The organism is Flavobacterium sp. Root420, assembly GCF_001427905.1.
Classification (GTDB): Bacteria; Bacteroidota; Bacteroidia; order Flavobacteriales; family Flavobacteriaceae; genus Flavobacterium.
Genome location: NZ_LMEF01000030.1, coordinates 247,506 through 266,517 on the forward strand (window position 1 = coordinate 247,506; position 19,012 = coordinate 266,517).

20 protein-coding genes are annotated in these 19,012 nt (G+C 32.7%); 11 read left to right on the forward strand and 9 right to left on the reverse strand.

What is annotated here, in order from left to right:
- The first annotated feature begins 115 nt into the window (after window positions 1–115).
- The 10 genes from ASC72_RS18505 to ASC72_RS18550 all read left to right on the forward strand — a co-directional run bounded on the left by ASC72_RS18505 (window position 116) and on the right by ASC72_RS18550 (window position 10,641).
- Entirely contained in the window at window positions 116–706 is a 591-nt protein-coding gene (locus ASC72_RS18505; protein ID WP_056194242.1) for a TetR/AcrR family transcriptional regulator, read from the forward strand.
- Between the two features lie 99 nt (window positions 707–805).
- On the forward strand, window positions 806–1,573 hold the full coding sequence (locus ASC72_RS18510) for an SDR family oxidoreductase (RefSeq protein WP_056194245.1): 768 nt from the start codon (window positions 806–808) through the stop codon (window positions 1,571–1,573).
- Window positions 1,574–1,596: 23 nt separating this feature from the next.
- Window positions 1,597–2,598, forward strand: coding sequence for an NADP-dependent oxidoreductase (locus tag ASC72_RS18515; RefSeq protein ID WP_056194247.1), 1,002 nt, complete (start codon window positions 1,597–1,599; stop codon window positions 2,596–2,598).
- Between the two features lie 552 nt (window positions 2,599–3,150).
- A complete protein-coding gene (locus ASC72_RS18520) occupies window positions 3,151–3,672 on the forward strand; it encodes an RNA polymerase sigma factor (RefSeq protein ID WP_056194251.1) in 522 nt (173 codons plus the stop codon).
- 46 nt (window positions 3,673–3,718) lie between these two features.
- Window positions 3,719–3,928: a hypothetical protein gene (locus ASC72_RS18525; protein ID WP_056194255.1), complete on the forward strand. Its 210-nt coding sequence runs from the start codon at window positions 3,719–3,721 to the stop codon at window positions 3,926–3,928.
- A gap of 12 nt (window positions 3,929–3,940) precedes the next feature.
- A complete protein-coding gene (locus ASC72_RS18530) occupies window positions 3,941–4,789 on the forward strand; it encodes a FecR family protein (protein WP_056194257.1) in 849 nt (282 codons plus the stop codon).
- A 101-nt stretch (window positions 4,790–4,890) separates the two neighbouring features.
- A complete protein-coding gene (locus ASC72_RS18535) occupies window positions 4,891–7,503 on the forward strand; it encodes a TonB-dependent receptor domain-containing protein (RefSeq protein WP_056194260.1) in 2,613 nt (870 codons plus the stop codon).
- A gap of 5 nt (window positions 7,504–7,508) precedes the next feature.
- On the forward strand, window positions 7,509–8,351 hold the full coding sequence (locus tag ASC72_RS18540) for a DUF4249 domain-containing protein (RefSeq protein ID WP_056194553.1): 843 nt from the start codon (window positions 7,509–7,511) through the stop codon (window positions 8,349–8,351).
- A 244-nt stretch (window positions 8,352–8,595) separates the two neighbouring features.
- On the forward strand, window positions 8,596–9,417 hold the full coding sequence (locus ASC72_RS18545) for a phospholipase A (RefSeq protein ID WP_056194262.1): 822 nt from the start codon (window positions 8,596–8,598) through the stop codon (window positions 9,415–9,417).
- Between the two features lie 120 nt (window positions 9,418–9,537).
- A complete protein-coding gene (locus ASC72_RS18550; RefSeq protein WP_056194265.1) occupies window positions 9,538–10,641 on the forward strand; it encodes an acyl-CoA desaturase in 1,104 nt (367 codons plus the stop codon).
- Window positions 10,642–10,680: 39 nt separating this feature from the next.
- Here ASC72_RS18550 and ASC72_RS18555 read toward each other — a convergent pair whose 3' ends face one another.
- On the reverse strand, window positions 10,681–11,208 hold the full coding sequence (locus ASC72_RS18555) for a hypothetical protein (RefSeq protein WP_056194267.1): 528 nt from the start codon (window positions 11,206–11,208) through the stop codon (window positions 10,681–10,683).
- A gap of 187 nt (window positions 11,209–11,395) precedes the next feature.
- Between ASC72_RS18555 and ASC72_RS18560 the strand changes: the two genes are divergently transcribed.
- Window positions 11,396–12,049 (forward strand): M15 family metallopeptidase, encoded by a 654-nt coding sequence (locus tag ASC72_RS18560; protein ID WP_056194270.1) that lies wholly within the window; start codon window positions 11,396–11,398, stop codon window positions 12,047–12,049.
- Here the strand turns inward: ASC72_RS18560 and ASC72_RS18565 are convergent, their stop codons facing one another.
- From ASC72_RS18565 to tsaD, 8 genes are all read right to left on the reverse strand, one after another.
- Window positions 12,050–12,613: a hypothetical protein gene (locus ASC72_RS18565; protein WP_056194273.1), complete on the reverse strand. Its 564-nt coding sequence runs from the start codon at window positions 12,611–12,613 to the stop codon at window positions 12,050–12,052. It abuts the gene before it with no gap.
- A gap of 2 nt (window positions 12,614–12,615) precedes the next feature.
- Window positions 12,616–13,797, reverse strand: a complete 1,182-nt coding sequence (locus ASC72_RS18570; RefSeq protein WP_056194276.1) for a class I SAM-dependent methyltransferase — start codon at window positions 13,795–13,797, stop codon at window positions 12,616–12,618.
- Window positions 13,798–13,799: 2 nt separating this feature from the next.
- Complete coding sequence (locus tag ASC72_RS18575; protein WP_056194278.1) at window positions 13,800–14,891, reverse strand: AI-2E family transporter; 1,092 nt, start codon at window positions 14,889–14,891, stop codon at window positions 13,800–13,802.
- 109 nt (window positions 14,892–15,000) lie between these two features.
- Entirely contained in the window at window positions 15,001–15,951 is a 951-nt protein-coding gene (locus ASC72_RS18580; protein ID WP_056194281.1) for a zinc metalloprotease, read from the reverse strand.
- 158 nt (window positions 15,952–16,109) lie between these two features.
- A complete protein-coding gene (locus ASC72_RS18585; protein WP_056194283.1) occupies window positions 16,110–16,604 on the reverse strand; it encodes a TrmH family RNA methyltransferase in 495 nt (164 codons plus the stop codon).
- 10 nt (window positions 16,605–16,614) lie between these two features.
- Window positions 16,615–17,253: a DUF4159 domain-containing protein gene (locus ASC72_RS18590; RefSeq protein ID WP_056194286.1), complete on the reverse strand. Its 639-nt coding sequence runs from the start codon at window positions 17,251–17,253 to the stop codon at window positions 16,615–16,617.
- A gap of 17 nt (window positions 17,254–17,270) precedes the next feature.
- Complete coding sequence (locus tag ASC72_RS18595) at window positions 17,271–17,984, reverse strand: 16S rRNA (uracil(1498)-N(3))-methyltransferase (protein WP_056194289.1); 714 nt, start codon at window positions 17,982–17,984, stop codon at window positions 17,271–17,273.
- A 3-nt stretch (window positions 17,985–17,987) separates the two neighbouring features.
- Entirely contained in the window at window positions 17,988–19,010 is a 1,023-nt protein-coding gene (tsaD, locus tag ASC72_RS18600; RefSeq protein WP_056194293.1) for a tRNA (adenosine(37)-N6)-threonylcarbamoyltransferase complex transferase subunit TsaD, read from the reverse strand.
- Window positions 19,011–19,012: the final 2 nt, after the last annotated feature.

The window sequence follows — 19,012 nt, forward strand, 5'->3', positions numbered from 1 at the left end:
ACTGTTATATCACTTAACAAAACATGAAATTAAGAACAAAATTAAATTATTTTTAAATTTTTATGTTGTTAAAATATACTTTTTAGTATATTTGTAGTCTAATTTAGAAACGACAATGCTCACAAAAGCAGAAAAAACAAAACAATTCATCCTTGAGACTGCAGTACCTCTTTATAATGAAAAAGGTATTTCGGGAGTGAATATAGATGATGTTCTCGAAGCAACAAAGCTTACAAAAGGATGCCTTTATGGTCACTTTGAAGGTAAAGATGATTTGTCTGAACAAGTTATTGACTTAGCGCTTAAAATGGTTTCGGATAAAATTAGAGCAGAAGTTTACAAAGGAAAAACGATTAAAGCTAAAATATTTGGCTTTTTAGATTTTTATAAAAATCCTTTTGAAACCTTTATTTCTGGTGGATGTCCGATATTTAATACTGCCGTACAAGTGGATGATAATTATCCTGTTATAAAGGAAAAAGTAGCAAAAGTGTTTAAAACTGGTCAGCAAGAATTGACTGCTTTGCTTCAGCATGGAATTGATAATGGTGAATTTTCCAAGAATCTAGATCCTGTAGTCTTTGCTTTTAAATTGGTAGCTTCAGTTGAAGGGGGCGTTGTAATGTGTAGAGTGATGGATACAGCAAAGCCTATGCAAGGCCTTATTAAAAGTTTAAAATCGGAATTGGAACAATACAGAATATGACTTTTTTTTCTGATAAAATATACTTTTTAGTATATTTTAAAATAAACCAAAAAGTCTAAAAAAAATAGAAAAGAAAACAATTTTTTAAATAAAATAACAATGGATATAAAAGGTAAAACGATATTAATTACCGGAGGTGGTTCTGGTATTGGTTTAGAATCGGCGAGACAGTTTTTAGCTGAAGGCGCAAATGTAATTATCACGGGTAGAAATCAGGCTAAATTAGATGAAGCCAAAAGATTGTTTTCATCATTAACGGTTATAAAAAGTGATGTTGAAAATCCTGAAGACGCGAAAGTACTTTTTGAGAAAGTGGTTTCTTTAGGCGGAATTGATATTTTGTACAATAATGCAGGCGTTGGAAGCCCGGCGCTTAATCTCGGAATTGCAAATGAACAAATTTTGAAGAACGCGATTTATGAAATGAACATTAATTATTTTGGTGTTATAAGGCTGAATACTCTTTTTATAGACATGCTGAAATCAAGAACAGAAAGTGCCATAATAAACACTACATCTATTTTGAGTTTGGTACCAGCTTTAGAAGAGCCAACTTATTCGGCAACAAAAACAGCTTTAAGTTTTTATACAAAAACACTTAGAAAAAATTTAGAGATACTAGGTAGCAATGTAAAAGTGTTTGAACTGCTTCCGCCTCTTGTGGCAACAGAGATGACGGCTCAAAGAAATGACAAGAAAATGACTCCCGAGCAATTGGTAAAAGCACTTATTTCAGGAATCAAAAAAGATCAATTTACGATTCGGGTAGGAGATGCAAAATTATTATATTTTGTAAGCAGGTTTTTTCCAAAACTAGCTTTCAATTTGGTAAATCCTAAAAAGATATATGCGAGCTTAAAGCAGTAATACAAACTTTAAAAATATATAAAATGAAAGCATTCACAATTAATAAGTATAGTAAAAATGTGGGTTTACAGCTTGCTGAAGTACCTGAGCCAGAAGTAAAAGATAATGATGTTCTGGTTGAAGTTCATGCAGCCGGAGTAAATCTTTTAGACTCAAAAATAAAAACGGGAGAGTTTAAACTCATTTTACCGTATAAGCTTCCATTAATTTTAGGACATGATGTAGCCGGAGTAATTACAAAGGTTGGAAAAAATATAAAAAAGTTTAAAGTTGGCGATGAAGTTTATGCCAGGACAGCAGATCATCGCATAGGTACATTTGCCGAATTTATTTCAATAGATGAAAGAGATGTTGCACTTAAACCCAGAAACATTTCAATGGAAGAAGCGGCCTCGATCCCATTGGTGGCATTAACAGCCTGGCAGGTTTTGGTTGAAAGGGCACAAATCAAAAAAGGGCAAGAAGTATTTATTCAGGCAGGTTCAGGAGGGGTAGGAACAATTGCAATTCAGTTAGCCAAATATTTAGGTGCAACCGTTGCTACAACTGCAAGTGCCAAAAGTTTTGATTTACTTAATGACCTTGGTGCTGATGTTATTATTGATTATAAGAATAGCGATTTCGAAAACAGGTTGAGTAATTATGATGTTGTATTAAATAGTCAGGATCAAAAAACGCTTGAAAAATCATTGAAAATACTAAAATCCGGCGGAAAACTTATTTCGATTTCGGGGCCGCCAACACCAGATTTTGCTAAAGAAATTAAAGCACCATGGTTTGTAAAAATAATTCTTTCTCTAATAAGTTCCGGGATTCGTAAAAAGGCAAAGAATAAAAACGTTGACTATTCCTTTTTATTTATGAAAGCTAATGGGCAGCAGTTAAGCGAAATTACATCACTTATTGAAGCAAAAGTAATTAAACCGGTTATCGATAAAATTTTTCCGTTCGATAAAACAAGTGAAGCATTGCTATACGTAGAAAGTGGACACGCCAAGGGGAAAGTTGTTATTAAAATAAAATAAATAATCTTTTAGAGATTGATCATCATTTTCAATTTAAAATGAGCATCTAATTTACAAATAGTTATAAATGAAATTTTTTGATTTCATTCATTGTGGCCCTATGCGTAATTTAAACGAAAATCAATTATGATTTAAATTCGGGAATGGGATTTAACTGATTTACACCAAAAACCGAATGCTTGTTTTGAATTGGAAGTGTGTGATTACGTATTCGGATTTATACCATCTATATTCACAGTAAAAGCCTTTAATTTGAGAGGCTTTTTTTATGTCAAAATCATTTTTTATGTGTTAACTCCGTTGAAAGAATACCTCAATTTCTAATCGGGAAGAAGAAGGTTCTAATCCTCTGTGTTCAAGCCAAAATTCGACCTATTTGGACAAAGTTAATAGTAAGATTACAAATTTTTAAAATTATATTTTTTCAGTTAGATAATTTTAGGATAAAAATTTCAGTTCTTTGCAGTCAAAGTTTATTAAGGCAATCTTCAGCTATCGCTTACAATACAATATTATTCTGAGCCTTGAGTTAAGACTAATGACTATATTAGGATGGACAATAAAAAGTTTATATTAAGTTTAAAAAAAGGTGATGAAGCTTCTTACAAGGAAGCTTACCTGAATTACTATGATAAACTAATAAACATTGCCAGACGATTTAATTTTACAGTTCTTACTCCACAGGATTTTGTTCAGGAAACTTTTTTAAGAATATACAATAAAAGAGAATTACTTAATGAAGATGTTTTATTTGATAAACAATTGTTTACAATATGCAGGAACATCATTATCAACCACGTTAATCGCGAAAATAAAATAATTCAACTTGATCCTTTACAATTCGAAATGGAACAAGAGGATTCTGATACAGGAATTTTTGAAGAAAGAAAAGAAAAACTACATACTTTTATAAATCTGCTTCCTGAGCAGCAGCAAAAAATATTTACTTTACATAAACTGGAAAACCTTAGCTATAAGGAGATTGCAGCAATGACAGATCTTTCTGAAAAGACTATTGCCAATCATATTTATCTTGCCAGTAAATTTATTAGAAAAAAAATAGAAGATCATTAGGAACTTTTATGTTCTCGTTTGTTATAGATATAAACAGAACATAAAAATGAATATTGAGGCTTATAAAACAGATGTTAAAACCAAAGAGGATGCAAGGTTTATTGTAGCACTTCTTCAATTTGTTATTTCTGACTGTATAATGAATTTTGATTTAGATGATTCTAATCATATTCTAAGAATCGAAACCAACAGAGAAATTAAAGAAATGGTTTATGGTGTTTTTAATAAGCAGGGATTTTATTGTCAGAAACTTTAACGCTCCAAAGTCATGGATGAGAAAAAAATAGAAGAAGAATTAAAAAAAATCTGGGATGAAACTCCCATTTCACACACACATGATATGAAAGAGGCTTCGTGGAATGATTTTCATTCTAAAGCCTTTCCTCCAAAGAAACAGAAATTTAGAGTTTGGCGTTATGCGGCGGCGGCGGCGGCAGTTTTAATTTTTGTGCTCATCGGAACGGGGATTTATTTTAATAGAGGTCCGGTAGTGCAAAATATTGAACTTGCTTCAAATGTAATTGAAAATACGACTTCAAAAATAAAAACGGTTTTCTTACCGGATAGCTCGAAGGTAGAATTAAGCCCGAATTCCAGAATTAGGTATGCTAACAATTTTGTAACTAACAGAAAAATTGAAATGGAGGGGGAAGGTTATTTTAAAGTAAAAAAAGATAAAAAACATCCTTTTGAGGTTTCTTGCAATGAAACTACAACTACCGTTTTAGGAACTTCTTTTACAGTAAAAGGTAATCGGCAAAGTGAAGTAAGTGTATCACTTTATGAAGGTAGCGTTCAGATGAGCATAAAAAACCAGGATAAAAAATGGATTTTGGTACCCGGTGAAACTTTTACTTATGGAAAAAACAATACAGCTTTAGTAACCGAATTTAACAGATATACTGATTTTGACAACGCTAAATTAATCGATTTGAGTACCTACTTAAAGGAAAATTACGGTTATAAAATGACACTTCCGCAGGAATATTATAATCAGAAAATTACGGTGCGAATCAATAAAAAAGAAGATCTAAAAACAATTGTGCAATTAATATCAGAAATGTATAACCTAAACTTTGAAATAAATGAAGAATTAAAAGAAGTTACTTTTCAATAGAAAAGAAAAGGATGTCCTAGCCGCGAAACTAAACATCCTTCCTCATAGTCAGGGTAGTATAAAACTATCCCATTTAATAATATTCAAAAATACGAAATTTCATGAAGCATATAATTTCAGCATGCTTTTTTTTATTCAGTTGGAGTGTGTTTTCTCAAAATATTACGATAACTGTTGATAATACTGTAACGCTAAAAGAATTATTTAAACAAATTGAGAATCAAACAGATTTTAAATTTGCCTTTACAGACCAAATCGATACAAGTCAAAAATATTTTACTAAAAAAAAGACTTATAGCCGTATCGAAATAAAAGAACTTGTTAATGAATTAAATAGAAATACTCCAATTCAATTTTCAATCGTTGGGAGTAATATTTTTGTAAAACAAAAATCTGCAAAATCTTCAAAAAGAAAAATTAAGCTGATGGGTCAGGTTTTTGATGACGACAGAGAACCTGTTATTGGTGCTAATGTTTTTATCAAAGAACTTTCTGCCGGCGCAACTACTGATAGTGAGGGAAAGTTTTCCATTGAGCTAAATAAAGGTAACTATACTGTCCAGATTAGTTATGTTGGCTTAAAAGATAAAGAAGCACAAATTACGGTTTCTGATGATGCTAGAATAAATTTCACCATGGACGCAGACAGTCAGGAATTAGAGCAGGTTATCATAACCAGTAACAAAGCTGTTGATGTGAGAAATACCCAAATGAGTGTTAATAAGCTTACGATGGAAGAAATAAAAAAGATTCCGGCCGCTATGGGTGAGCCGGATCCTTTAAAATCGTTATTGACATTGCCAGGAGTTACAAATGCCGGAGAAGCTTCGTCTGGTTTTAACGTTCGCGGAGGTGCTGCCGATCAGAATTTGATTCTTTTAGACGGTGCTCCAGTATATGGTGATTCTCACATGTTCGGATTTTTCTCAATTTTTAATGCAGATATTATAAACGGATTAGATTTATACAAAGGAGGAATTCCGTCAAAATATGGTGGACGAGTTTCTTCCGTTCTTGATGTAACCCAGCAAACCGGAGACTTTGAAGATTATAAAGTAAACGGTGGTATTGGTTTAATATCAAGCCGACTTTTAGTACAGGGGCCAATCGAGAAAGGTAAAGGTTCCTTTATTGTTGCAGGACGTACTTCTTATGCCCATTTATTTTTAAAACTTAATGATAATAGTAATTCAGCAAAGTTTTATGATATCAATACGAAACTTAATTATCGTTTCAATGCTAATAACTCGATTGCTTTTTCGGGATATTTTGGGAATGATGTTTTTGATATAGATAACCGTTTTACCAGCACCTTTGGAAATACTATGGGAAACTTAAGCTGGAAGCATAAGTTTTCGGACAATTTAAATACCAATTTATCGGTTTTCTATAGCGATTACAGATTTAATCTGGGCTTGCCTACAGAATTTTTTAAATGGAACAATAACATTCAGACGTATGGACTTAAATATGCCTGGAATCACACTTTATCAGAGAAGTTAAAATTGAATTATGGAATCGACGGCCAATATTATAACTTCAATCCGGGAACAGTAAAACCTACCACTTCAGAATCGCAGTTTAATTACAAACAGCTGGACAAAAAATATGCTTTTGAATCTTCTGTTTATTTAGATTTTGAACATCAGATTACGGAGAAACTGAATCTTAGATATGGACTTCGTTATAGTATGTTTTACCGTTTAGGAGGAGAGGAAATCAGTACGTATGAAAATGGACAGGCTGTTGTTTATAATCCGTTATATAATATTTATGAAGAAGGGACCCCAACCGGCAGCATCTCTTATAAAAGCGGAGAAACAATCAATAAATTTGATAATCTGGAACCGCGTGCTGCATTGTCTTACGCTTTTAACGACGATACTTCTGTAAAAGCAAGTTATAACAGAATGGCACAATACATTCATATGTTATCAAATACCCAGTCTCCATTACCCATGACAATCTGGACGCCAAGCGGACCTTTTACAAAACCTCAGATACTGGACCAGTATGCCGTAGGATATTTTAAGAACTTAAGAGACAAAGATTATTCTTTTGAAGGAGAATTGTTTTATAAGAAAATCCAAAACCGCATTGATTATATAGACGGAGCAGATATATTGGCGAATAATAATGTAGAGCAGGTTATTTTGAATGGTAAAGCCAGATCATACGGTATGGAATTATCGTTCAGAAAGAATGCCGGACGTTTCACAGGATGGGTTTCATATACTTTATCAAGAGCCGAGCAAAAAACGCCGGGAAGAACGCCTGAAGAACCGGGTATTGCAAATGGTGATTGGTATTTATCAGGATATGATAAATTGCACAATTTGAGCATTGTAGGAAGTTATGAATACAATCCTAAGTGGTCTTTTAATGCTAATTTTACTTTGCAATCGGGTCAGCCTGTTACTTATGCGAATGGCTATTATGAATTTGGAGGCATCAATATTCCTAATTTTTCTTTGAGAAATGAAAACAGATTACCACTTTTTCATCACTTGGATTTAGCAGCAACTTATACACCTAAGCCAGACAAAAAGAAAGGATGGCAAAGCTATTGGGTATTTAGCATCTATAATATCTACAATAGAAAAAATGCCGCTTCTATGACATTTGCAACAAATGAGGACACGGGAGCGAATGAAACCAGAAGACTGTCTATTTTTGGGATAGTACCTGGTATTTCTTATAATTTTAAATTTTAATGAATATGCAAAGGATTAATAAGTATACTTTTAAAAATAAAGCATTGGCTTTATTGAGTCTTATTTTCGTACTGTTTTTTTCATCTTGTGAAGATGTCGTACAACTTGATTTAGAAACAGGTCAAACAAAATTAGTTATCGACGCAGAAATTATTTGGCAAAAAGGAACAGCTGGTAATGAACAGGTAATAAAAGTGAGTAAAACGGCTCCCTATTACAATAACACTACACCAAAAGTTTCAGGAGCACAGGTAAAAATTGAAAATAGTAATGGAGATGTTTTTACTTTTAACGAAACAGAACCGGGTTCTTATGTATGTAATAATTTTGTTCCTGTTTTGAATATGGATTACACACTTTCTGTAGCTACAGAAGGACAAACTTTCAGAGCAGTTGAAAAGCTGACAGCGGTAGCGCCAATTGACAGGGTAGAGCAGGAAACGGTTAAGGATGCAGTGGGAGACGAGTTTATTGAGATCGTATTTTATTATAAGGACCCTGCTGATCAGGTCAATTACTATCTGACAGATTTTAAAAGTAATTATCTGCTTTTTCCAGAATACGATCTTACACGTGATGAATTCTTTAATGGAAATGAAATGGACACCCGATTCACAGACGATGATAAAATAAAACCGGGAATAACATATAATATTACACATCGTGGTATATCTAAAAACTTTTATAATTACATGAATTTAATTTTAGAAATATATGGAGGAAGTCCTTTTTCTATTCCTCCCGGAAATATCAGAGGAAACATTATAAATACCAGTGACCCAAACAATTTTGCTTTTGGTTATTTCAGGCTTTGTGAAGCTGATAAAGTTTCTTATGTGGTAAAATAAAATTTTAATTGAAGGTTGATTTGTAATTACATCTGACATATAAATAATATATGTCAGATGTTTTTTTTTATGAAAATATTTAATCGGGAGAATCGAATTTTTCTGAATTCTGGTATCAAAGAATAACAAGTGATAAGATTAATTTTATTGGGTTAACTCTTATTTTATTGAGTTAATAGGATTTCTAATAATAACGTACATTAGTTTAAAAGCAAAAAAAGAAGCTACAACTTAAACTATAATAATGTACTTAAAATACCTATTCCTTTGTTTGATTTTGTTTTCATTCAAAGCAAATTCACAAATTTTAGAACCTAAAAAAAACTTCCGGGCAGCAGATTCACTTTTGAAAGAACCTAGTTTTTCTGTTCACAAAGACAATTATTTTCTAACAGGCGTTCCTCTTAATGAGCCCATCGACAGAAATTCCGCCGATATAAAATATCAGGTAAGTTTTAAACTCCGATTAAAATCAAAACCATTATGGGGTGGTTTCTTTCCTTATTTAATGTATACTCAAAAAGCATTTTGGGATATTTATGCAAACTCAAAACCATTTGCCGAAATTAATTTTAATCCTGGAGTTGCCGTTGTTCGTCCGTTTTATTTAAAAGGCGGAAGACTGACCTATGCAACAATCTCATTCGAACACGAATCAAATGGCAGGGATTCTATTTATTCCAGAACCTGGAACATGCTTGCTTTCTCCTTAAAATCACAGATTTCTCCAAGATGGACTGTCGGATTAAGAGGATGGATTCCACTTGTTGATAAGGAAGATAATCCTGAACTTACAAAATATGTAGGTTATGGCGAAGCAAGCGCAACGTATCAGATACAACCGGGTAGATGGAGTGCCGATATTCTTTTCAGGAAGGGAAGCGGCCTTATCAATTATGGCTCTTTGCAGACACAGGTAAACTGGAGGCCTTATAAAAAAGAAAATTATTATCTCACACTTCAATGGTTTATAGGTTATACTGAAAGTTTGATTGACTATCAGGAGCACAAAAGTATGATACGTTTAGGATTTACGATTAAACCTGAAAATATGGGAATTTTTTAATTTTTTTAATGCTTCAAGCAAAGTGTGTTTTTTTTTCTTTTTAACTTGTAATGGTTTGATACCGTACGCTTTAACTTTTTTTATTAAATTTGTTGTAAGAATTTCTAGCCAATAATCATTATGGAAAAATTAAATCGCCCGGTTTATCTTAAACCTGGTACTGATGATTTTTTTAAAAAGATTCGAAAGGAAGTAAATGAAACGGTTTTAAAAAAAACATCTCTGTATCGGTTTAATATAATTAAGTCTTTAGGACTAGTTGTACTTTTCTTTTTGTTTTATTCTTGTATTTCGCTATTCGGAAACAGCATATCTTTATTGTTTCTCTTCTATATTTTGTGCGGTATAACCATGATCGCACTTTTTATCAATGCATTTCATGATGCTGCTCACGGTGCATTGTTCAAAAAATCGAAACATAACGAATGGTTTATGTATGTGCTGGAGCTTTTTGGTGGCAATCATTGGCTTTGGGTGCGTCGTCATATCAATCTTCATCATGCTTATCCAAATGTTCCGGATTGGGATGTTGATATTAAACAAAGCGACATTATCAGAATTTTTCCAAATAGTCCTTTATTTAATTATCACAAATACCAACATATTTACATGTGGCTTATCTATCCGCTTTATAGTCTGAATTGGATTTATATCAGAGATTTTAAAGATTTTTTTGGGAAGAAAGATAACTACGTAAAAAAAGTAGTTGACAAAATTCCAACCATAGAAATTTATAAAATGGTTGTTGCTAAAATAATTAATTTGGTGTATCTGCTTTTTATTCCAATGTTTCTGTTAAACCAGCCCTGGTATATGGTTTTATATGCCTGGCTCGCTATGCACATGTCCGGCAGTGCACTTGGTGTTGTGGCACTTGTATCTACACATGTTGATGAAGATGCACACTTTCCTGGTACAGACGAAGAAGGAAATCTTTCGGCAACATGGGCGATGCATCAAATGATTGTGACTAAAGATTTCAGTACAGAGAGTAAATTGGCGAATTTTTTATACGGAGGTTTTACACACCATGTGGCGCATCATCTTTTTCCCGGAGTTGGGCATACGTATTATCCTTATATTACGCCAATTATAAGACGCTATGCTGAAGAATATGATCTCCCTTATACTTCTTATCCGTTTTATCACGCTGTCCGATCGCACTTCAGAATGCTTAAAAATAAAGGGGTAAAGGAAAATATTTTAATGACTGGAGAGATTTAGAATTAAGAATTGGTTCAATAATTTCAGGATGCGAATATATTATTTCTCTTTAGGAATAGTAGCATTGAGTTTTTTGGTATTTAAATCCTGCAATAGTGAATCTTTTAAAGCAATTCTGAAATCATCTTCGGCAAAGACTGTTAGTTTTGATTGACTAAACTTATATACATTGATTTTGTTGTTTTTTGTATCAATATAAAGATCATAAGAATAAGTGTTGCAGTCGTGTTGCTTGCAGCCACTCGCATGCAAAACATCACCTTCTTTTGTAAAAGGGGTTTCTGTGTTCCAATATTTAACCATTTGATCGAAATCACTTCCTAACAGCGTTTTTAATCTTGGAGTGATACTGCTTTCGGTTAATAAATGGGTTCCGATTACGCTTTTGTCTACTAAATTATTTAAAGTGTCTGATGGATTAATTATGGCTGAATCAGATTTTAAGGAATGTGTTATTATTGAAGTTGAATCTGTTGCAGGAACGCTTTTAACTGTTTCTTTTTTGCATGAAATCAATATAAAACAACTCATTGTAACTATAAATAAATGTTTTGCTCTTTTCTTCATAGTATTTAAATTTTGAAATTAAATGATTGATTTATAAAATCTTATTTAGCTAATTTAACGAAAAAAGATCTAAAAATGAATTGAAAACCAACCGTATTTACAGTTTGAAACATTCCGTAAATAAGTTTTACTTTATTTATTGTTATATTTACTTTTCAGAAAGCTTCTCAATTAAAAATGTCAGTTCATGCCAAAATCCATTAATTCTTTCTTTTTTTTAGTTTTTCTTTTTTTTGGATTTACTTCCAATGCCCAAAATGAGGTTTATGCAAGCGAAGTAAAACAAGAGATTGCCGATACCACTTTTGTTAATCTAAAAGATTTCAGCCAGGATTTCATCTACGACATGAAATATGCTACAGAAGATAATTTTCTGAAAGCAAAAGTTTATGATTGTGCCGAATGTCTTCTGCGTTTCAAAACTGTTCAGGCGCTAATTGCTGCTAATAATGATTTTAAGAAAAAAGGGTTTAAGATAAAATTGTATGATTGTTACAGGCCTTTATCAATCCAGAAAAAGATGTGGGAGATTGTTTCGAATCCAGAGTATGTGGCTGATCCAAAAAAAGGCTCCATCCATAATAGAGGAGGAGCCGTTGATATTTCGTTAGTTGATTTGAATGGAAAAGAAGTTGATATGGGAACTCCTTTTGATTTCTTCGGAATACAGGCCAGTCATAATTATACTAAACTTTCAAATGAAGTTAAATCGAATAGAAAGTATCTTAAGAAAGTGATGATTAAAAATGGCTTTAATTCATTTGATTCAGAATGGTGGCATTATAATTTAAAAACAGGTTTAAAAGATAAAGTTTCGAATCAAAAATGGAATTGCGAATAGTTATTCCACACATCTAATATTTTCCATGAAATAAGTATCTGGTTTATATACTTTTCCATTCATCTCAGAGGTTAATTCACTTTTTACAATATAATCTTCCGTAGTCGTCAGGTATTTAATACGCATTATGTTAACCGGAGATTTTTTCAGTTCATCATAGCTATCTTTCATAAATACAAAAATTCCTGTATTTACACGATTATCAAAACCTTTATCACGAATCAGTGTTCCGCAGTTTTCCTGCTCGATGTGCATTAAAGTAACAATTTTACCGTTTTGTAATTGCAGAAAAACTTTTGAGTTTTTGTCAAAGCAGTTTGCCTTTATAAAATCCTTGCTTTTTTGAATCAATTGTAAATTTAATGTTGGCAGACCGTCTGTTTGTGCCAATGAAAAGAATACGTAACTAAACGAACCTCCAAAGCTCTTTTCGCTCATTAAATATTCGTTTGTAATTTTATAAGTACCAATGGAATCTGTAACGTTGGTACTGTATTCACATGGTTTTTGGGCAAATGCGGTAAGGGTTAATAGAAAAAAAGTTAGCGTAATTAGTTGTTTCATTTTTAAGTTATTTTTCTGCAAATTAAAACTATTTTGTTATCATTTTGATCTGTTGTAAAAAAACAATATAAATTTCCACCATTTTTTATTTTCCACTTTTTTCGAATGTTTTCTACCGTATCCGGAAAATTTCGGGTTGTGATATTGGCTTGCTGATTTAGAAGCGCTGTTTTCATCTCATTTTTGTTGTAGGAGATCACTTTTTCTATTTCGAAAGCCCTTCCCGGAAAATCAAGTAATTCTTCAGAAGTGTATAGATGAGAGTGTTTGTGAAGTTTATCTATTTTGAAAATTGAGCTTACTTCATCAAAACCACCGGATTTCATTATGGCCGAATTTGGTTCGTATAAATACTTTTGCGGTAGATTATAAGAAGGAAAACCAGATTTATCATTCAAAATAAATTCGAATGTTTCGATTTTATCTTTTAAGATATTAGCAGTTTTAATTGTGATTTCGCCCGAATAATGGTTGTGAATTTCAAAAAGCAATTCTTTTACTTCATTTTCTAAAGCAATAATGTGAATGTTTTTGACGAATTTTAATTCTGATAAACCGGCGGAAATATCTAATAAAGGGGCAGTTTTTATTAATATCGAATCTGTTTTTTCAAAATAGAAATCCAATAATTCAGGAACATTTGGCAAACAGTCTCTTAACATGAAAACTTTGCCTTTTGCATCATTTCTTCTTGAAGGATCAATATAAATCCAATCCCATTTTTGATTCAGTTCTGTTAAAACATTTGTAGAATCATTGGCGAAAAAATCACAATTTGTTATTTGTAATTGTTCGAAGTTATGTTTAACGATTGCAGATAGATCTTCGTTTATCTCGCAATGGGCTACATTTTTAAATCCTTTTGAAAAGTAATAATCATCAACACCAAAACCTCCGGTAAGATCAATTAAACTTTCTCCGGAAATTAAAGAAGCTTTGTAAGCAGCTGTTTTTTCAGATGAAGTTTGTTCGACCGATATTTTGCTGGGATAAATTATATTTTCGGTTGAAAACCAAGTAGGTAATTTGTCTTTTGCCTTTGTTTTCGCTTCTATTTGGTTCAGAATCAAAATCCAATCCACTTCGGGAAAAGGATTTTTCTGAAGTGCCAGTTTTGTAATTTCTGCACCAGTATTTTTAGTTATAAATTCCTGAATGTTTTTACTTAAAAGAGACGAATTCAATGTTAGATTTTTTCAGTTAATACGGAAACAATTTTATTGTCAGGAAAAAATTCTTTCAAAATTACTTTTAACATGGTAAAAACCGGAATTGCAATCACCATTCCAACAATTCCAAAAGTAATTCCACTGATTAAAGTAACCAGAAATATTTCCAGCGGGTGCGAATTTACACTTTTTGATGAAATTATAGGTTGACTAATATTATTGTCAATAGCCTGAACCAGCAAGAAGCCTATTACTACATAGATGGTTGTTGGCAAAATCTCAGATTGGAAATCGCTGCCAATCAAACTGATCATTGTTAATATGGCTGCTAAAATAGTTCCGATAATTGGTCCTATGTACGGAATAATATTTAAAATGGCACATAAAAAAGCGATTACAAGCGCATTTTTACTTCCGAAAATCATTAATACGATTAAATACAAAATAAAGACAACCGTTAATTGAAGTAACAAACCAATAAAATAGCGAGTCAGTAAATGATTTATTTTGGCAATAGAATTTAAGATTTTATCCTCGTTCGTATCGGGAAGAATTTTTTTGGCACCTGCTTTAAAATCCTCCTGATCTTTAATAAAAAAGAAGGTGATGAAAAATACAGAAACAAGCCCCATTCCCATATCAGCCATGAAACCCATTATCGAGTTTATAAAGCTTGAAAAATAACCGAAACTAAATGCTGAGGCAATTTTAGAATCTTTTAGGACCTTACCCAAGTCAACATGCTGAATGTTAAAATAATTTTCTATGCTGCGTTCTGTTTCAAAGAATTGTAATTGGAGTTTATGCGTGTCAAGCAGCGATAAATTGTTTGCCTGAGAAATAATTAACGGCACAAATAGCAAAATAAATCCAACCATTAATAATATAAAAAGTATTATTGTAGTGGTTGCGGCTAATGAATTGCTAAACTTTAATTTATTTTTTAAAAATTGAACCAGAGGATTTGCGATCAAACATAATAGTAATGAAATGCATAAATAAACGATTACGGTTTGAATTTCATATAAAAAATATAAAATAGCAGCAACGACCAGGATTGTAGCTAAAGCTCGTAAAATTCCGTTTGAAATGACTTTTGATGTTATCATGATTTATTTTTAGACTATAAATATAGGAAAAGCTTTTTTAATTTTTCAGGAATAAAAAAAGCGAGATGTATACATCTCGCTTTTAAGTTTGCTATTTTGAGTTTCTTTTTTAGATTCCAAAAGCAGCTCTTGGTCCTCCTGAAAGGAAAATTGCAGCCATTCTGCTTTTTTGACCATTTGAGAACATGTACATTGCGTTATCGTCAACATAATCCATGTAATTCATTGTCATTTCTACAGGAGTTCCTGAACAAGTACTGTAGTGCGGGTAAGCAGGTACACCATAGTTTTCAGCATTGTGAGTTGGAGTATCAGATACTAAATCGCTTCCGCAAGTTGCATCTCCCCAGATGTGACGTAAATTCATCCAGTGTCCTACTTCGTGAGTAGCAGTTCTTCCTAAATTGTAAGGAGCAGCACCAGCACCAGATAAACCAAAATATTTAGAATCAATTACAACACCGTCAGTTGCAGAAGCACCTCCAGGAAATTGTGCATATCCTAAAATTCCACCACCAATAGTACAAGCCCATAGGTTTAGTTTTGTAGTTGGCGAAGTTGGAGCCAAACCACCTTTTGATGTTTTTTTCATGGCATCAGCTGTTCCCCATGAAGTTTTTGTAGTCGATTTTCTGATGATTTGGTCTAAAACAAATGTAATTCCAACATTCGCTTTAACGCCAGAAAAAAGAGCAGGTACGCTGTTGAAATCTGAATTTAATGCATTAAAATCTTTATTAAGGACATCAATTTGAGATTGAATTTGAGCATCAGAAATGTTTTCAGCAGCAGTTCTGTACAATACATTTACTACAACCGGAATTTCGACTTTGCCATTTACAAGTCTACTAGTTAACATCTTTTTTTCTGTAAATGCTTCAATTTCATTCATTCTGATCGCTAACATTGGATCAGCTTTTAATTGTGCCTCTAATACTTCTTGTGTGGCGCATCCACGACGCGCTGTAGCACTTGCTTCTGAGCCAGCTGCCTCAGATTGGTCATTTTGACAAGAAAACAGCACTAAAGCTGTAAATGCGGTAATAAGAACTTTTTTCATAATAATTTGGGTTTTTGTTATAAAAAATTAAATTTGGTTAATTATGTGGCAATTTTATAACAAAATGATTTTCAGACCAAATTTTTATAACATTTTTTTTGTGAGAATTTTACAACGGCCCGCACGGCTTGATTCTTACAAAAAATCGGGCTAAATTATTAAGAAGTAAATTCGTACAAAGCTATACTTGCAGCTTGCACAACATTCATACTACTGTTTTTACCAAACATATTTATATGAACAATTTGATTGGAAATTTTTAAAAGGTCATCTGAAATCCCATCAATTTCACTTCCTATAATAAGTGCAATTTTTTGATTTTCAGGAATAGTGACTTCTTTTATCGGTTTGCTTGTACTAGCTATTTCCAAAGCAATAATTTCGAAGTTATTTTGAAGCAAATACGTAATCAAATCAGAAGCCTGTTCGATTATTGTATGTGGCACATGAAGATGAGTGCTTCGTGAAGTTTTATTAATTTTTCGTGGGGTTAATGGAATATCTTTTCCTAAAAAAATAATGTTCTCCACGCCAAAAGCCTCACTTATTCTAAAAAGAGAACCGATGTTTTGCTGAAAGTAAATATGATCGCAAACCAGTGTTATGGGAAACGTTTTTCGCTCAAATTGGTTTTCTTCGTGAGTAAGTTGCACTTTTTTATAATTAATTGGTAAAAATATAGTTGATGATATTGGCACCCATTTTTAGGGCTTTGTCACGAATATCAGCGGGATCATTATGTACTTCCGGATCTTCCCAGCCGTCGCCTAAGTCACATTCGTAAGTGTATAATAAGACAAGTTTATTTTCTACGAAAACTCCAAAAGCCTGCGGGCGTGTTCCATCGTGTTCATGAATTTTTGGCAAACCATTCGGGAAAGGAAAGGGTTTCTGAAAAATAGGATGATTTGCCGGAATTTCGACTAAACTATTATTGGGGAATATTTTTTTGATCTCTTTTCGAATGTATTGATCCATTCCGTAATTATCATCAATATGAAGAAAACCTCCTGAAGTCAGGTAATTTCTAAGATTAGTTACATCGGTATCGCTAAAAACAACATTTCCATGTCCGGTCATGTGTACGAACGGATAAGAAAGCAAATCAGGATTGCCTGGTTCAACCGTTGATGGTTTTGCTTTTATTCGGGTATTGATGTTCGAATTGCAAAAACGGATGAGGTTTGGTAATGAAGTGGGATTTGCATACCAATCGCCACCGCCACTATATTTTAATAAAGCAATTTCTTGTGAAAAGGAAGAAACAGAAAGCAATAAAAACAAATAGAAAATTTTTTTCATACCAATTTTAAGATCAGTTAATTTGGAGTTTCATTAAAAAAAACAACACTATGACAAGCCACAACAGCAGCAGTTTCTGTACGCAAACGAGTATTGCCTAGCATTACCGGCTGAAAATTATTTTCTAATGCTAATGCAATTTCCTTATCTGAAAAATCACCTTCGGGACCAATCATAATTGTTACATTTTCATTCGGCTTTAAAACTTCTTTCAGTGATTTTTTATCAGTTTCTTCACAATGCGCAATCAATTGCAAACCTTCATTTTTTTGTTTGATAAATTCTTTAAACGAAATCGCCTCATTCAATTTTGGCAAATATGTTTCATTGGATTGTTTCATTGCTGAAAGAATTATTTTTTCGAAACGTTCTAAATTAATCACTTTTCTCTCAGATCTGTCGCAGATAATAGGCGTAATTTCCTGAATTCCAATTTCAGTAGCTTTTTCTAAAAACCACTCAAAACGATCATTCATTTTGGTTGGCGCCACGGCTAAATGCAAACGGAATTTTGGCTCTGGAGATTTTTTTATCGAAAGTACCTGAACAATACATTTATTGTCAGAAGCCAGTGTAATTTCAGTTTCAAACAATAAACCTAAGCCATTTGTAACGTGTAAAATGTCCGAATCTTTTTTTCGTAAAACCTTTATAATATGTCGGCTTTCTTCTTTATCAAAAGAAAAAGTTTCAGTCGTTTCGTCTATATCAGGATTGTAAAATAATTGCATAATTTAAAATTGAATTCGCGCTTTAGAAACTACTGCAGAAGTTTCAAAACGACTTGATAAATATTTTTGGTATCCTACAATGCCAATCATTGCAGCATTATCTGTGGTGTATTCAAATTTCGGAACAAAAGTTGTCCATCCGTATTTGCTTTCACTTTCTTTCAATCGCGTCCTGATTCCGGAATTTGCAGAAACTCCTCCGCCAATTGCAATTTGTTTTATTCCTGTTTCTTTTACCGCTAATTTCAATTTATCCATTAAAATTTCGATAATCGTATATTGAATAGAAGCACAAATATCATTTAAATTTTCTTCGATGAAATTTGGGTTTTCTATTTTTTTCTTCTGAATAAAATATAAAATAGCCGTTTTTAATCCGGAGAAACTAAAATCTAATCCTGGTACTTTTGGTTTTGTAAACGCAAAAGCTTTCGGGTTTCCTTCTTTCGCATATTTGTCTATTAATGGACCGCCAGGGTAGGGAAGCCCAAGAATTTTGGCGCTTTTGTCAAAAGCTTCTCCCACGGCATCATCAGTAGTTTCGCCGATAATTTCCATATCAAAAAAGCCATTTACTTTTACAATTTGGGTATGTCCTCCACTAATCGTTAAAGCTAAAAATGGAAATTGAGGTTTGTCAAATCCTTCTTCATCAATAAAATGCGCTAAAATATGAGCATGCATGTGATTTACAGCAATTAACGGAATTTGTAATGCCAATGATAATGATTTGCTAAATGAACTTCCCACTAATAATGATCCCATTAAACCGGGACCCTGGGTAAATGCAATGGCTGTTAATTGTTCTTTTTGTACATTTGCTTTACGCAGTGCAGCATCAATTACAGGAACTATGTTTTGCTGATGTGCTCTTGAGGCTAACTCAGGTACGACACCACCATATTGGTTGTGAATAAGCTGATTGGCCACAACATTTGAGAGTACTTTATCGTTATGTAAAACTGCAGCAGCAGTATCATCGCAGGAACTTTCGATGGCAAGAATAAAAACCTCTGAATTTTGCATAT

Bases quoted from the DNA above. Each gene is read 5' to 3' on its own strand.
- ASC72_RS18505 (WP_056194242.1), top strand. From the start codon at position 116: ATGCTCACAAAAGCAGAAAAAACAAAACAATTCATCCTTGAGACTGCA.
- ASC72_RS18520 (WP_056194251.1), top strand. From the start codon at position 3,151: ATGGACAATAAAAAGTTTATATTAAGTTTAAAAAAAGGTGATGAAGCT.
- ASC72_RS18525 (WP_056194255.1), top strand. From the start codon at position 3,719: ATGAATATTGAGGCTTATAAAACAGATGTTAAAACCAAAGAGGATGCA.
- ASC72_RS18590 (WP_056194286.1), bottom strand. From the start codon at position 17,253: ATGAAAAAAATTTTCTATTTGTTTTTATTGCTTTCTGTTTCTTCCTTT.
- ASC72_RS18530 (WP_056194257.1), top strand. From the start codon at position 3,941: ATGGATGAGAAAAAAATAGAAGAAGAATTAAAAAAAATCTGGGATGAA.
- ASC72_RS18565 (WP_056194273.1), bottom strand. From the start codon at position 12,613: ATGAAACAACTAATTACGCTAACTTTTTTTCTATTAACCCTTACCGCA.
- ASC72_RS18545 (WP_056194262.1), top strand. From the start codon at position 8,596: ATGTACTTAAAATACCTATTCCTTTGTTTGATTTTGTTTTCATTCAAA.
- ASC72_RS18580 (WP_056194281.1), bottom strand. From the start codon at position 15,951: ATGAAAAAAGTTCTTATTACCGCATTTACAGCTTTAGTGCTGTTTTCT.
- ASC72_RS18510 (WP_056194245.1), top strand. From the start codon at position 806: ATGGATATAAAAGGTAAAACGATATTAATTACCGGAGGTGGTTCTGGT.
- ASC72_RS18575 (WP_056194278.1), bottom strand. From the start codon at position 14,891: ATGATAACATCAAAAGTCATTTCAAACGGAATTTTACGAGCTTTAGCT.
- ASC72_RS18550 (WP_056194265.1), top strand. From the start codon at position 9,538: ATGGAAAAATTAAATCGCCCGGTTTATCTTAAACCTGGTACTGATGAT.
- ASC72_RS18560 (WP_056194270.1), top strand. From the start codon at position 11,396: ATGCCAAAATCCATTAATTCTTTCTTTTTTTTAGTTTTTCTTTTTTTT.
- ASC72_RS18515 (WP_056194247.1), top strand. From the start codon at position 1,597: ATGAAAGCATTCACAATTAATAAGTATAGTAAAAATGTGGGTTTACAG.
- ASC72_RS18595 (WP_056194289.1), bottom strand. From the start codon at position 17,984: ATGCAATTATTTTACAATCCTGATATAGACGAAACGACTGAAACTTTT.
- tsaD (WP_056194293.1), bottom strand. From the start codon at position 19,010: ATGCAAAATTCAGAGGTTTTTATTCTTGCCATCGAAAGTTCCTGCGAT.
- ASC72_RS18540 (WP_056194553.1), top strand. From the start codon at position 7,509: ATGCAAAGGATTAATAAGTATACTTTTAAAAATAAAGCATTGGCTTTA.
- ASC72_RS18535 (WP_056194260.1), top strand. From the start codon at position 4,891: ATGAAGCATATAATTTCAGCATGCTTTTTTTTATTCAGTTGGAGTGTG.
- ASC72_RS18555 (WP_056194267.1), bottom strand. From the start codon at position 11,208: ATGAAGAAAAGAGCAAAACATTTATTTATAGTTACAATGAGTTGTTTT.